The organism is Actinomyces sp. ICM47 (assembly GCF_905369875.1).
GTDB lineage: Bacteria > Actinomycetota > Actinomycetes > Actinomycetales > Actinomycetaceae > Pauljensenia.
The window spans coordinates 58,390-72,789 of the sequence record NZ_CAJPJE010000008.1 but is presented as its reverse complement, the minus strand read 5'-3'; the positions used below and the strand labels follow the sequence as shown (position 1 = coordinate 72,789).

Sequence of the window (14,400 nt, the reverse complement as noted above, 5' to 3'; positions counted from 1 at the left end):
AACGGACGCCTCGAACACCTACGCGGCATCGCCCAAGGATTCGTCAACCACCGAAACTACCGCCTACGCTGCCTCCTCCACTCCGGCGGATTCCAACACCTCCTACACCCTTAAATGCGAAGAGCCTGTTTGCCTCGTTCCTGCCACTGTTGCACCGTGGGCGCGTGTGGCTGCCCCGTGATCCGTCACGGTCAGACGTCTACAGGTCGTCAGCGCTGGCGGTATAAACTCTGCCAAATCACGACGCTAAACGACATTGACTCCACGGCCAAGCACCTTGATGAGTTCGTGGCCTGGGAAGCTCTCGTGCCAACGAACGGTGACCAAGCACAACCCCAAGGAACAGCAACCGAGCACGACGCCGACCGATAGCGAGGCCGGGGTACCCCCATAGGGGAACCCCGGCCTCGTCCTTCAAGCGCTGAGTGTGGACATCTCTATCGATTGAACACAACGGCCTTTGCTGCGGCGAATGGCGCGACCGCTTCTGCGTGTCAGGCGCGCGCCCTTCTCACGGCAATAGCACCCGCCCCCAGGAGCGCGAGGATGCCTGTCGTACCACCAAGAATCGTCGCATCGCTGCCTGTTTTCGCCAGCCCATGGGAGGGAGCAGTCTTGCTCCGAACCGGAGTCACGGGAGCAGTGGGTGTCACGCCAGCGGGAGTCTGAGGAGTGGGAGTCGCAGGAGTGTGATGCGACGGGGTGGAAGGCGTCTGAGGGACAGGTGTAGACGGAGTGGAAGGTGTAGACGGAGTGGAAGGTGTGGATGGAGTAGACGGGGTAGAAGGTGTGGATGGAGTAGACGGCGTGGACGAGCTAGGTGTCGGCGTGGGCTGCGCAGTGATCTGACGGATCTGAATGTCCGTATCGGCGCCAACAGCACGCGCGTTCGCGGGATCATTCGGATCAACCGTGCGAGCGGCCGCGTCGAAGCCTCGGATCGTCTGGCCCGGGACGATTTCGTACCCCTCGGGCAACGTCGGCAGCGCAGTGAGCGCGGCGCGCGACGGGTCATTCTGATCGTTGCCATAACGCTGCGTCGCCAGCACGGTTCCCTCGGCATCAACGAGACGCACACTGCCGAGGGGCGCGTAGTAGACCTGGCACGCAAAGTGCATGTCAGGCTGATCCGGATCGAAGTTCATTGCGGGAGCGCTCACTTCCAGCGTGTACTGGCCGGCGACGACGGGACTGGGAAGCATGGGGAGTCCACCGGCCCCTTCGCGCGGAGTGTATTCCTGGCGGGGTTCGATGATGGTGCCGTTTTCATCGGCGAGGTAGCAGGTTGCCAGTCCCGCGACGTCCGCAGCATAGGTGGGCGAAGGCAGGAGCGCGGGAAGAGCAGCGGCACTCAGGGCAGCCGCTACGACGAGAGAACGCGACATTGACGGGATACGCATGGAAGATTCCTCTCCATCGATGGTCAGGTTACAAGCATTACATTACCGAGTATCCTCATCCTTGTCCACAAACTAAGCCCATTTTTTCATCAATCTAGCGCACCGCGATGTAACGAACGCCTGGTCAGAAGCGCACATGACACCGCTCATCATCAGCGGCCATCACACCGGGACCAGGCAGCAACATTCTCGGGCACAAAGGGACGAGGCCGGGGCACCCCAATGGGCAACCCCGGCCTCGTGACCACGAAGAAGGAGATCAGTGTCCCGGCCAGCTGCGAATCGTGGTGAGCGCGGCCACCGCGTAGCGATCCCAGACACGCCCACCGACGCGCACGGCACCCTCCAGGATGAGGATGGACCACGGCAGAGCAACCGTGTAGGCAACCCACATTGGAACGAGGCCGAAGGATGCCAAGGCGATGAGCACATAGGAGGGCAGCTGCAGAACCGCGACCCCCGCGAAGCCGATGAGCTGCAGGAGCATCGTCATCAGGAACGACCCGGTGCCCTTCGTCGCCATCGGTGAGACGCCCGGAGGCTGAACCGGATACACCCAGCGCGCATTCACGACGAGGGTCGTGGCGGCCGCGCCCGAAAAGAGGACGACACCCATCACCTGGTGGAACACGAAGTCCACGTCACTCACCCCTACGACGACATCATGAATGAGGTATCCGATGACCTGGGGAACAAGGACGATGAGGGAACCCACGAGACGACCGCGACGCTCCTCACGCCCGCTCATGCCGGACGAGACGACGATCCACGCACCTGTCGAATCGTATTGCATGAGTGCGCCGACGGCCATGCCCGACGTGATGGGAACCAGGTAGAGGAAAATGCCTGTGTACAGGAGCTGACTCATGTGGTCCTCGGTACCCACGCGCCCCATAAGGACTCCAATGATCGGGAAGATCACGGCAAACACCAGGTTCATGTTGAGGCGGGGATCTACGACCCAGTAGCGCAGCGTACGCGCAGCCAGCGAAGCGCTGCGCACTCCGAGGCCCAGCCGCGTGAACGTATCGACGCTGCGCAGGCCAGCCGCACGAGATTGGGCAGTGCGCTGTCCTCGCCCGTCCTCCTCGACGGACTCATCGATGAGGTGGCGCCCCTCGTCAATAGCGCGCTGCGCGTCGACGCTAATGGGGCCGGCGTAGCCGCTCATGACGGGGCGCAGGACGGCCAGCCAGGCGCGCCAGCCGACGACGGCCGTGGCCACCGTAATGAGCGCGCGGATCGCGGCAGCCACCCACGCGCCCTCGAGGAGTGAGGCGACGACGCCGAAGGGCGCGCCGACGGGCGTCCACAGAGCGACGTTCATCCCGGCGCAGAAGACCTCGGCTGAGAAACTCTCCGACAGGAGTTTCATCCAGTAGCCCAGAGGGGTCAGCACGACGAAGAAGGTCACGAAGCCGACCATGGTCAGGGTATCTTTCTTGCCCGAGCTATCCAGGCGCACCGCGAACCAGGTTCCGACCGCGCGCGCCCAGAGCACTGCAAGAGGAAGGGTGACGATGCCCGCGAGGAGCCACCCGAGGGCCTCCACCCATTGGGCCCGCCACAGGGCAAACCAGGTGGGGACAAAGAGAGCCATGGCAGATAGGAGGCCGCCTGGACCCACGGCCGTCGATGCCGCCAGCGCCGCACCGAGACGTTTGCTCGGCCCGACGTAGGGCGACAGGCGCACGGGATCCAGCGAATTATCCATCGCTGAGAACAGGATCGGCAGGATCAGCCACAGGAGGAAGACGACGGGACCCACGATGGGCAGCACCGCCGCAAGGGTCGCTGCTCCCTCGGATTGAGCGAGGAAGGCGGTTCCCACCAGCGCGCCCACATACATGGTCCCGAACTGCAGGGTGCCGAGGATCGCGAGCACCAGCACAGCAGTCTGGCGACGAACCGTATTCCAGATGATGCGGAGCTTGAGGCGAATCAGTTGCCCAACCACGACAGGCCTTCCTCGGAGTGGACGCCGCCAACCAGGGAAGTGAAGCGCTCCCCCAGGTCTCCACCCTGGGCGACCTCGTCGGTGGTGCCGGCGACGAGGACGCGCCCCTTGTCGATGATGGCGACGTGCGTGCACAGCTGCTGGACGGTCGCCATCACATGCGAGGACAGGATGACGGTGCCGCCTCGGCGCGTGTAGTCGGTAAGGATCTGGCGGATATTGGCTGCGGAGACGGGGTCCACAGCCTCGAAGGGTTCGTCGAGGACGAGCACACGCGGGGAGTGGATGAGAGCGGCGGACAGCGCGATCTTCTTCGTCATGCCGGCCGAGTAGTCGCTGATCAGCTTCTTGCCCGCCTCGGCCAGATCGAGGGCGGCCAGCAGTTCCTGGGCGCGCTCGCGGGCGGTAGAGGCATCCAACCCGTGCAGCATGCCGACGTGGACGAGGAAGTCCGGCCCGGAGAGTCGGTCGAGGAGACGCATGCCGTCGGGCATGACGCCAAGCAGGCCGCGCGCCCGCTGGGTGTCACCCCATACATCGACGCCGTGCACGTAGGCCGTGCCACGGTCGGGGGTCAGCAGGCCGGTGGCCATGGTCAGCGTCGTGGTTTTACCGGCACCGTTGGGGCCGACGATCCCGTAGAACGATCCAGTGGGGATATCGAGGGAGAGGTCGGCGACGGCGACGAGGTTTCCGTAGATCTTGACGAGGCCTCGGATCGCCAAGGCAATATCGTCGCCGACGGGGGCGGCGGGCAGTGTATCGGACACAACAGGCTCCTTCACGCGTGACATGCCTGTCGATTTTACGGCGGTGCCGTGACTCATCCGATGCAATTCTCAGATCGTGATCCCTGAGATAACTCCTGATGACGTTCCTATCGGGCGCTCAGGACGACGCTGAGTCCATCCTCGGGGTGATACGTCCAGGTCACGCGGTAGACGTTCCACTCCTCGTGCTGGGCGCCGTCGACCGCGCGAGTGATCAGCATGCGCTCACGCACCGACGACGGAGTGTCGAACTCGTCCAGGATGCAACGGAAGTCCGTCTGCGACAGGCCGTTGGCCCCGTCCCCGTAGGCCACGAGAGTCAGGGAGGTCTTGTCGGAGGCCAAGCGCGCGTAGGGACTGCTGACCGAGCACGCATCGAGCGAGTGCGCCAGGTTGTTGGCCGCCATGGTACGCAGGTAGGACACCCCCACGTAGGTGCCGACAGCCAGGAGGATAGCCAGCAGGAAACCGACGATAAACATGGCGAGGCCGCGGATGGCACGCGTGCGCCGCTTGGGATGCTCGCGGCGCAGGGGCAGGCGCTCGTCCAGTTCCTCGTAGCGATAGGCACGCGCGTCCCGGCGACGTTTCTTGTCAGCTTCGGTGAAGCGGGCGACAACCTGCTCACCCGGCACGCTCCGAGGAACGCGAGACGCTCGCCTACTCGGCGCAACATCGGCACGCGTGGGCAGGTCGTGTTCGGCGCTCCAGTCATCGTCACTGTCCCCGTAGAAGGCTGCCGAGGCCTCGTCACAGTGGGCGTATTCCCGCTCGGTGGGGGTCTCCTCGCGTGGCGCAAAGTTTCGTTGCTGGGGCGAGAAGCGGCTCAGCGGCGGCGTGGGCGGGGCGACCTGTGGCGCGGGGGTCGTGCTCGGCTGCGTGTAGGAGGCGGAGGGGGTCACGACCGCCGAGGTGTATTCGTCCTTCGGTGCGGGTGTGACGACCGGCGTGGGCTTGGTCGTCGGCGATGACTGCACGATTAAGGGATAGCTGTCCCGGGGTGGGACGCGCGCGATGACCGTGCGTTCGACGTCGGACGAGAGGGGAGCAATTCGCGGCTGGCCATTCTTCATCGGCGCTTCGGGCGCGGGGGTGAAGGCTTGTTTCGTGGGTTCCGCGGTGAGGGCCGAGGCCTCGGCGGGCAGGGCGGGACGGTCAGCCAGAGGCGTGGGCACGCCTCCCGGATAGTCGGGCGTGACCGATCCTGAGCCGACCCGGTATGCGTCCGGCATTGCAGCCCCCATGAGTCCTCCACCAACACTCACCTATCACTTGTTGAACAAGCATAGTAGGTGATTACTCAGGAAGCAAGAGGTTAGTCGATCCCGAGCTCCTTGCGCAGACGAGCCACGTGACCGGTAGCCTTCACGTTGTACTGAGCCAGTGCCACGGTGCCATCCGGGGCAACGACGACGGTGGAGCGGATGATGCCGACGTACGTGCGACCGTAGTTCTTCTTCTCCCCCCACGCACCGTAGGCCTCGAGGACCTCGTGATCGGGGTCGGAAGCCAGCGGGAAGGTCAAAGATTGCTTCTCCGCAAAGCGTTCAAGAGCAGCCATCGAGTCGGCAGACACGCCGATAACGGAGTAGCCAGCACCGGTCAGGGAAGCCAGAGAATCCCGGAAGTCACAGGCCTCCTTCGTGCAACCGGGCGTGGATGCCTTCGGGTAGAAATAGACGACGACACCCCGCGAGGAAGCGGCGAGGAGATCCGACAGGGACAGCGTCCCCTGGGTGGTATCGACGGTAAAGTCTGGGGCCTGCTGGCCGATGTCCAAAGCGCTCATGCCCCTCAGTCTATGAGGGGCGCGCCCCCACTGCGAGGGGGCGATGTCGGTGCGCGAGATGGGACTCGAACCCACACGTCAAAGACACTGGAACCTAAATCCAGCGCGTCTGCCAATTCCGCCACTCGCGCGCGCACCCAAGTCTAACCGATGGGAGCCACCACGTCCGAACACAATGTGACGAGGCATCCTACCACCACAGGGTGGTGTCCCTCATACGCGTGGCGGGTAGGGCGTGTACGCCTGGGTGGACGACCTGTCAAGAAGGGACAGCACGGTCCGGGAAGCGCCTGCGCGCAGCACGACTCAGCGCGCGGTGGCGTTGATCGTGCCTTCGCCGAGGACACGTGTCCTCCTGTAGACGACCATCGACTGGCCCCGCGCCACGCCACGCGCGCCCGCTTCGAGGACAACGCTGATGGTTCCAGCTTCCTCGTCCCGCATCAGCGACGCGACGGGAACGGGCGTACCGTGCGCGCGCAGCTGCACAAAGAGGTCGGTGGCATCGGAGCCGTCGTCGTCGTCGGAGGCGAGCCAGACGGCGTCCGTCGCTTCAATACGGGAGATGGACAGAAGCTCGGAGGCGCCGACGACGACTTGGTTAGTCTCGGGCCTGGTCTCGAGGACGTAGCGGGGGCGACCGTCGGGGGCAGGCGCTCCGATGCCCAGGCCTTTGCGCTGTCCGACCGTGTAGTTCCAATAGCCCTCGTGGCGCCCCAGAACCTCACCGTCGGGGGTAACGATGTCGCCCTCGGCAGCGCCCAGGTGGGAGCGCAGAAAGCCCTGCGTGTCGCCGTCGGGGATGAAGCAGATGTCGTAGGAGTCCGGCTTGTTGGACACGCCCAGGCCCAGGCGCTCGGCCTCGGAGCGCACCCATGCCTTGTTGGGGGCATCCCCCAGCGGCAGGACGACGCGGGTCAGTTCCTCGGCCCCCATGACGGCCAGCACGTAGGACTGGTCTTTGAGGGTGTCAGCTCCGCGGTGCAGCTCGGGTCCTGCCTCCCCATCCACGATGGCGGCGTAGTGGCCGGTGCACACCGCGTCGAAGCCGAGTGCTCGGGCGCGGCTGGCCAGCTCGCGGAACTTCACGAACTCGTTACAGCGCACGCAGGGGTTGGGGGTGCGCCCGACCCGGTACTGCTCGACGAAGTCAGTGATGACGGTCTGCTCGAATTCCTGAGCGAGGTCCCACACATAGAAGGGAATACCGATGATCTCGGCGGCGCGCGCGGCGTCTCCCGCGTCCTCGATGGAGCAGCAGCCGCGCGAACCGATGCGGCACTCCTGCGGCTGAGAAGACAGGGCCATGTGGACGCCGACGACGTCGTGCCCAGCCTCGACGGCCTTCGCTGCGGCGACGGCGGAGTCCACGCCGCCCGACAGTGCTGCCAGAACTCGCATTTAGCGTTCCTCGTTTCGTTCGTTGCGCACGTGGGAGACGCCGTCCAGGGCGGCTCCCGCGCGGATCGCGGCGGGCAGGGCGGCCAGGAAGGCATCGATGTCGGCAACGGTCGTCTCGTGTCCCAAAGAGATACGCAGGACGCCGAGGGCTTCCTCCTCGCTGCGCCCCATCGCCATGACGATGGCGGAGGGGCGCGTCACTCCCGCGTGGCACGCGGACCCGGCGGACACGGCGATGCCGGCCATGTCGAAGGCCATGAGGACGGCCTCGGGGCGGGCGGTTGGCAGGGACAGGTGGATGATCGCGCTCGACGAGGCCGACTCCCCCACCGTCGGGTGTGTGCCGTCCGGCAGGCGGCTCAGCAGGTGGACGCGCAGGGATGCCGCGCGCTCGGCGAAAGCGGTGCGTTCGGAAACGGCCTCGGTGAGGGCGGCGGCGAGCGCGCAGGCACCCGCGACGTCGGGCGTGCCCGAGCGGATCGAACGCTCGTGACCACCGCCGGGACGGTCGGTCGCCATGGGGATGCCACGCCGGGCGAGAAGGACGCCAATGCCGGCGGGCGCGCCGACCTTGTGCCCGCCCACACTCATGAGGTCGAGGCCAAGCTCTGTGAAAGAAACATCCAGAGTCGGGATCGCCTGAGCAGCATCAGAATGCGCGAGGCCTCCGCTGGCATGGACGAGGGCAGCAAAGTCGGCGACCGGCTGGATCGTACCGATCTCGGAGGACACGAGGGTCATGGATCCGAGCGCGAGGCGTCCGTCCCAGGACACGGGCTCACAGCTGCCCTCAGTCGCTGGCAGCACCGACAGACCACCCGCGTTGACGGGCAGAACCTCCCACTCGAAGCCCTCGCGCGACGCGACCTCTCGCTGGTGGGCGACCGCGTCATGCTCGAGGCCGGAGACAACGATGAGGTCGCGAGCACTCTCGCGGCGACGCACACCTCGGGCGGCGGCCATCACGCCGAGAGCGTCGGATTCAGTGGCACCGGAGGTGAAGATGACCTCGTGGATGTCGGCACCGAGTGCAGCTGCGACCTGCTCGCGCGCGTCGCCCAGCATGCGACGGGCCCGCCGCCCTCCAAAGTGGAGGGCGGCGGGGTTGCCGGGGGTGGCGGCCAGGTCACGCTGGGCGCGGGTCCACGCCTCGAGGGCGCACTCGCGCAGCGGCGTCGTGGCCGCGTGGTCGAGGTAGACGCTCACGCCTGGGCGCGCGCCTCCTCGATGATTGCCAGGGCGGCCGGGACCACCTCGGCCACGTCGCCGACCACGCCGAAGTCCGCGATCTCGAAGATCGGGGCATCCGGGTCATCGCACACGGCGACGATGTGGGCGGCCGACTGTATGCCGACCGTGTGGTGAATGGCACCGGAGACGCCCAGGCCGATGTAGAGATTCGGCGTGACGGTCAGGCCCGTCTGCCCGATCTGCTCAGCTCGCGGAGCCCAGCCCTCGTCACAGGCAACGCGGGTCGCGCCCACGGCACCACCCAGGGCGTCGGCGAGGGAACGAACCAGCTCGAAGTCGCCGTCCACGCCGCGGCCACCGCACACGACGGTGGAGGCATCGGCCAGGGACACGCCTTCTTCCTCGTCGGCCACGCTGGAGACAACCTCAATCACGGACGCCTCGGCGCTCAGCTCAACGGCGAGAGGCTCGGGGGCCAGGGATGCGGGCGAGGCCACCGGTGCCTCGTCGATGATGCCCGAGGAGATACCCACGATGGGGGTCTGTCCCTCGAGGACGATACCCATCGACCAGGAGCCACCCAGAGCGGTCTTGCCGACCTGGAGGACGCCGCCTTCGAAGGACACGGAGGAGGCACCGGAGACGACGCCGGCCTCGGTGAGGGCGGCGACGCGACCGGCGATCTCGCGACCGCGGTAGTCCGAGGACGCCAGCACCAGGCCGTAAGAGTCGGTGCCCAAAGCAGCGATGACCGCGTCGGAGGCGACGACAGAGGAGTGACCCGCAGCACCCAGGTCGGCGTGCAGGACGCGGGTGGCACCCAGCTCTGCCAGGGCAGCCGTGTCGGGGACGGAGGCGACGGACAGGGCGACCACGTCACCGGAGGTCAGCGACGCCGCGAGGGTCACCGCCTGGCGCGTCAGGGACGTCAGGCGCGACCCGGCCTGGTCGGCCAGGACGAGGATCGGGGAATGCATCTGCTGCGTCATGTCACTTCACCACCGAAAGAATGTAGTCAGCCAGCGCGCGACCGCCCTCGCCGGCATCCTGAATGATCGTGCCGGAGCCGTCGCGCACGTTCTCCTCGCTGAAGGTCACGGAGGTGAGCGCGCGGCGCAGGACCAGGTCCTGCCCGCCGGGAACCTCGACGAGGTCGTCAATACCCCACTGGTCCAGGGGCTTCTTGCGGGCCGCCTTCATCGCGGCGAAGGCCGGGTAGCGCGGCTCGTTGATCTGGTCGGTCACGGAGACCACGGCAGGCAGGGCCGCGCGCAGCGTCTCGGTGAAACCGTCGACGGAGCGCTCAATCGTAACGGTGCCGTCCTCGACGCTCATCGAGCGGGCCAGGCCCAGCAGCGGCATGTGGGCCTTGGCGGCCAGGGCACCGGGCAGCATGGAGGTCATTGCGTCCAGCGAGGCCATGCCGGTGATGACCAGGTCGACGGGGCCGCACTCGTCAGCGATCTTCGCGATAGCGACAGAGAGCACGGACGCCGTCGTGATGACGTCGGAACCCTCGAGGAACTCGTCGGACACGAGGTAGGCGCGGTCAGCACCCATCTGCAGGGCGCGCATGAGCGCGTCTTCGGCGTCCTCAGGCCCCATGGTCAGGGCAACGACCTCGGCCTCGCGGCCTACGTCCTCTTCTGTTTCCTTCAGCTGGACGGCGGCCTCGATGGCGTTTTCGTCCAGCTCGTTGAGCACATCGTCCTCACCGCGCACCAGGCGGCCGCCCTCAAAACGGCGTTCGGACTGCATGTCCGGGACATGCTTCACACACACGACAATTCTCATGCCTCCTAGCGTGCCACATTCCGCGCCCCACGCCCATATGAGGGTCACCTCACCGGCGCATGCCGCAGTCCGCGCGCCCCTCACCCGGAGTAGGTGGACCTCAGTCGCACGTGCGCCTCGTCATAGGCCTTTCTTCCCATCAATCCGACCGGCATGTGAGTGGTCCCGTATGATAGGGGGAGGCTATATCCACGACGTAACGGTTTGATCAGCCGTTCACCAGGAAGAGGCACAATTGTATGTCCGAGCGATCCGGCTCGTCCCACGCTCCCACAAGGCGCGTCACTGAACCTAACCCGCTGCCCACACGCTTGGGCGTTCACCCGTCGGGCGACGGCCTCGACGTCGCGGTGATCGCGCGCGGTGCTTCCTCCGTGGATATGTGCATCTTTGACGAGGCCGGGGCTGAGACGCGCTTCGCCCTCCTGGGTCCGAAAACGGGCGTCTGGCACGGCCACATCCCCGGATACGGCGCGGGCACGCGCTATGGCTTCCGTGCGCACGGTACGTGGGACCCGGACGGCGGAAAGTTCTTCAACTCCCGCAAGCTCCTGCTGGATCCCTACGGCCGAGGCGTGGACGGCGTCGTGGACCTGAAGCCGGCGGTGTACGCGCACTACGTGGACGATGAGCTGTACCCGTCGGAGTACCCAATGCGCCGCTCACCCCTCGACTCCGCGCCGCACATGCCGCGCTCGGTCGTGGTCGAATCCTCTTTCCCGATCATCCCTCAGCCCCGTACGCCCTGGGAAAACACGGTAATCTACGAGATCCACGTCAAGGGCTTCACGAAGAACATGCCGGGAGTGCCCCAGCCCCTGCGCGGGACCTACGCTGGCCTCGCCCACCCCGCCTCCGTGTCCTACCTGAAGGACCTGGGTATCACCGCCGTTGAGCTGCTGCCGATCCACGCCAAGTGCGACGAACCCTTCCTCACCGAACGAGGCCTCACGAACTACTGGGGGTACTCGACGCTCTCCTTCTTCGCTCCCGAACCCTCCTACGCGACCGCCGAATCGCGTGCCCGCGGCGCCCAGGCAGTCGTCGACGAGTTCCGCGGCATGGTCTCCCTGCTGCATCAGGCAGGCATCGAGGTCATCCTCGACGTCGTCTACAACCACACGTGCGAGGGCGGAGACGCCGGCCCGTCGCTGTCGTGGCGCGGCCTGGACTCCGACATGTACTACCGCCATACGACCTCACGTCCCATCCAGACCATCGACGTCACCGGCACCGGCAACACGATGAACATGGACCACCCCAAGACCATCCAGATGGTCCTGGACTCCCTGCGCTACTGGGTGCGCGACATGGGCGTGGACGGGTTCCGTTTCGACCTGGCCGCCACGCTGGGCCGGTTCTCCACCGGCTTTAGCCCGATGCACCCGCTCCTCATCGCGATGGCGACGGACGACATCCTCACCCACACGAAGCTCATCGCCGAGCCGTGGGATGTGGGTCCCGGCGGCTGGCAGACCGGCAACTTCCCGGTGCCCTTCTCCGAGTGGAACGACCACTACCGCGGTGCCCTGCGTAACTTCTGGCTCGCGGACGTGCGCGCCCAGGCCTCGGGCCACATCGTCTCGGGTCCCAACGACCTGGCGACCCGCCTGTCCGGCTCCCAGGACGTCTTCGAGCACGGCTTCGGTCGGCTGCGTGGACCTCGCGCGTCGATCAATTTCGTGACCGCTCACGACGGCTTCACGCTCGCCGACCTGACGGCCTACGACCGCAAGCACAACAAGGACAATCTCGAAAACAACCGCGACGGCTCCGACGACAACCGCTCGTGGAACCACGGCCTCGAAGGAACGCTCGCGTCGGGCGCGACCCACCCGGACGCCGCCACCCCCTACGCGATCCTCGCCAACATGCCGATCGCACGCCTGCGTGCCCGCTCGCAGCGCAACATCCTGGCAACCATGTTCGTCTCCTCGGGCACACCGATGCTCACGGGCGGCGACGAGTTTGGGCGCACACAAAACGGTAACAACAACGCCTACTGCCAAGACAGCCCGATCTCGTGGGTCGACTGGGATCTGGCCGAAGGGCAGCAGGCACAGATTGACGCCGTCTCCTGGCTGATCGCCCTGCGTAAGGCGCACCCGGTGCTGCGCCCCGACAGCTTCGCGACCGGCCACCCCTACGGCGGCGACTCGCTCCCCGACCTGTCGTGGTACACCGCCCAGGGCACCCGCATGCCCGATTACGGCTGGACGGATTCGCGCCACCGCACGTTCCAGATGCTGCGCTCGGGCGTCAAGTGGGGTGACCGCGACGCTCTCATCATCATCAACGCGAACCTCGACGACGCGCAAGTGACCCTGCCCGAGGGCCACGACCTGGACTGGCTGATCGCCTACTCCACCGTGTGGGAAACCCCCGCGGACGGTGGTGTCAGTTCCTCGCTCGACCCGAATGAACTCTCCATCGAAGTCGAGCACGTCATGCCTCGTACCACGCTGACAATTGAGGCTCTGTCCGTGACGATCCTGCTCTCCGACATCGCGTTTCAGCCCGAACACTGACGCGCCCCGACTTTTCTTTTTTTCCCCCCCCTTCCACTCGTTAGGATCAACGCATGACTCGCAGTGAAGATGCCCTGGAAACCGCAACCTCCGACGCCTCGCTGGCCCGCTCGAAAGCCCGCAGCGCCGAAATCGACCTGGCGATCGACCAGGATCCGTCGCGTTTCCGCATCCTCACCGGTGACCGTCCGACCGGTCACCTCCACCTCGGCCACTACTTCGGCACTCTGCGCAACCGCGTGCTGCTGCAGAACCGCGGTGTGGAGACATGGGTTCTGGTCGCCGACTACCAGGTGATCACCGACCGCGACGGCGTGGGTCCGATCCGCGAACGCGTCCTCGGCCTCGTCGCTGACTACCTGGCCGCGGGTATCGATCCGGAGCGCTCCACGATCTTCAACCACTCGGCAGTCCCGGCCCTCAATCAGCTGATGCTCCCCTTCCTCTCGCTCGTCACCGAGTCGGAGTTGCACCGCAACCCGACCGTGAAGGCCGAGCTGGAGGCCACCGAGGGACGCGCGATGACGGGCCTCATGCTCACCTACCCGGTCCACCAGGCCGCCGACATCCTGTTCTGCAAGGCCAACATTGTGCCCGTGGGCCAGGACCAGCTCCCCCACCTGGAGCAGGCTCGCCTCATCGCCCAGCGCTTCGACAAGCGTTACGGTCGCGCCACTCCCGAGCGTCCCGTGTTCCCACGCCCAGAGGCCCTCCTATCCGAGGTCCCGCTGCTGCTGGGCACGGACGGCCAGAAGATGTCGAAGTCGCGCGGCAACACCATCGAGCTGCGCATGACCGCCGACGAAACCGCGAAGATCCTGAAGAAGGCAAAGACGGACGCCGAGCGCCGTATCACCTTCGATCCCGTTGGCCGCCCCGAGGTCTCTAATCTCCTCATGCTCGCATCCCTAGCTACGGGCGATGCGCCCGAAGTGATCGCGGACCGCATCGGCGACGCGGGCGCGGGCACCCTGAAGGCCCTCGTCACCGAGTCCCTCAACGAGATGCTTGCTCCCCTGCGCGAGCGCCGCGCCGAGCTCATCGCAAACGAGGACTACCTGCTGTCCATCCTGCACGCCGGCAACGAGCGCGCCAATGAACAGGCTGATCAGACCCTGTCTGAGGTCCGCACCGCGATGCAGATGAACTATTAATCCCACGCACAACTCTCCTTAGGAGGCACCATGGCATACAACCAGTTCCCTGAGCACCCCGACGATTCCGTCGGCGGCTGGATGCTCACCCTCTTCCTGATGGGTCTCCCTCTGGTCGGCTTCGTCTACCTGCTGGTGCTTGCGCTCGGCTCCGGCGGCTCCCCCGCCAAGCGGAACTTCGCGCGCGCCGCACTCATCTGGCAGATCATCTGCGGACTCGTGGCGGTTCTTTTCTTCGTTCTCTTCGGCGCAGCGATCATGGCGTCGCTCCCGGACTCGAGTATGTAACGTCGAGGCGCACGGCAAGCGTCCTTGTGGGGGCGGCATCCGAATCACTCGGGTGCCGTCCCCGCATTGTTTGGGGACTCACGCTACCCTCTGAGCACGCACAACACGTCTAGGAGATCGGTCACATC

The 14,400-nt window shown here is 65.9% G+C and carries 13 protein-coding genes and 1 tRNA gene; 4 read left to right on the top strand and 10 right to left on the bottom strand.

The features are described 5' to 3' along the window. Window positions 1-181, top strand: a 181-nt coding sequence (locus tag QZ149_RS03150) for a hypothetical protein (protein WP_291449843.1), incomplete at its 5' end; no start/stop codon positions are given. A gap of 313 nt (window positions 182-494) precedes the next feature. On the opposite strand, the gene QZ149_RS03145 is transcribed toward QZ149_RS03150, so the two are convergent. From QZ149_RS03145 to QZ149_RS03100, 10 genes are all read right to left on the bottom strand, one after another. Beyond that, window positions 495-1,400 carry a hypothetical protein gene (locus QZ149_RS03145; protein WP_291449838.1) on the bottom strand — a complete coding sequence of 302 codons (906 nt, stop codon included), beginning with the start codon at window positions 1,398-1,400 and terminating at the stop codon, window positions 495-497. A 259-nt stretch (window positions 1,401-1,659) separates the two neighbouring features. Further along, window positions 1,660-3,357, bottom strand: a complete 1,698-nt coding sequence (locus QZ149_RS03140; RefSeq protein WP_291449837.1) for a hypothetical protein — start codon at window positions 3,355-3,357, stop codon at window positions 1,660-1,662. Then, window positions 3,342-4,127 carry an ABC transporter ATP-binding protein gene (locus QZ149_RS03135; protein WP_009648790.1) on the bottom strand — a complete coding sequence of 262 codons (786 nt, stop codon included), beginning with the start codon at window positions 4,125-4,127 and terminating at the stop codon, window positions 3,342-3,344. Before QZ149_RS03135 ends, QZ149_RS03140 begins: the two co-directional genes overlap by 16 nt. 107 nt (window positions 4,128-4,234) lie before the next feature. Further along, window positions 4,235-5,371 carry a hypothetical protein gene (locus QZ149_RS03130; RefSeq protein ID WP_291449836.1) on the bottom strand — a complete coding sequence of 379 codons (1,137 nt, stop codon included), beginning with the start codon at window positions 5,369-5,371 and terminating at the stop codon, window positions 4,235-4,237. Between the two features lie 71 nt (window positions 5,372-5,442). After that, a complete protein-coding gene (locus QZ149_RS03125; protein ID WP_291449835.1) occupies window positions 5,443-5,916 on the bottom strand; it encodes a peroxiredoxin in 474 nt (157 codons plus the stop codon). Window positions 5,917-5,966: 50 nt separating this feature from the next. Continuing rightward, window positions 5,967-6,047: transfer RNA gene (locus QZ149_RS03120), tRNA-Leu, on the bottom strand. A 175-nt stretch (window positions 6,048-6,222) separates the two neighbouring features. Beyond that, on the bottom strand, window positions 6,223-7,317 hold the full coding sequence (gene mnmA / locus QZ149_RS03115; protein ID WP_291449834.1) for a tRNA 2-thiouridine(34) synthase MnmA: 1,095 nt from the start codon (window positions 7,315-7,317) through the stop codon (window positions 6,223-6,225). After that, window positions 7,318-8,523: an aminotransferase class V-fold PLP-dependent enzyme gene (locus QZ149_RS03110; RefSeq protein WP_291449833.1), complete on the bottom strand. Its 1,206-nt coding sequence runs from the start codon at window positions 8,521-8,523 to the stop codon at window positions 7,318-7,320. It abuts the gene before it with no gap. Further along, window positions 8,520-9,497, bottom strand: coding sequence for an electron transfer flavoprotein subunit alpha/FixB family protein (locus QZ149_RS03105; protein ID WP_291449832.1), 978 nt, complete (start codon window positions 9,495-9,497; stop codon window positions 8,520-8,522). The genes QZ149_RS03110 and QZ149_RS03105 overlap by 4 nt, the downstream gene beginning before the upstream one ends. Window position 9,498: 1 nt before the next feature. After that, on the bottom strand, window positions 9,499-10,302 hold the full coding sequence (locus tag QZ149_RS03100; protein ID WP_291449831.1) for an electron transfer flavoprotein subunit beta/FixA family protein: 804 nt from the start codon (window positions 10,300-10,302) through the stop codon (window positions 9,499-9,501). 239 nt (window positions 10,303-10,541) lie between these two features. On the opposite strand from QZ149_RS03100, the gene glgX reads away from it, so the two are divergent. From glgX to QZ149_RS03085, 3 genes are read left to right on the top strand one after another with little or no spacing between them, the layout of a single operon-like run. Then, on the top strand, window positions 10,542-12,830 hold the full coding sequence (glgX, locus tag QZ149_RS03095) for a glycogen debranching protein GlgX (protein ID WP_291449830.1): 2,289 nt from the start codon (window positions 10,542-10,544) through the stop codon (window positions 12,828-12,830). Between the two features lie 53 nt (window positions 12,831-12,883). Then, window positions 12,884-13,984, top strand: a complete 1,101-nt coding sequence (trpS, locus tag QZ149_RS03090; protein ID WP_291449829.1) for a tryptophan--tRNA ligase — start codon at window positions 12,884-12,886, stop codon at window positions 13,982-13,984. Window positions 13,985-14,014: 30 nt separating this feature from the next. Then, window positions 14,015-14,272 carry a hypothetical protein gene (locus QZ149_RS03085; RefSeq protein ID WP_009648800.1) on the top strand — a complete coding sequence of 86 codons (258 nt, stop codon included), beginning with the start codon at window positions 14,015-14,017 and terminating at the stop codon, window positions 14,270-14,272. Window positions 14,273-14,400 lie beyond the last annotated feature (128 nt).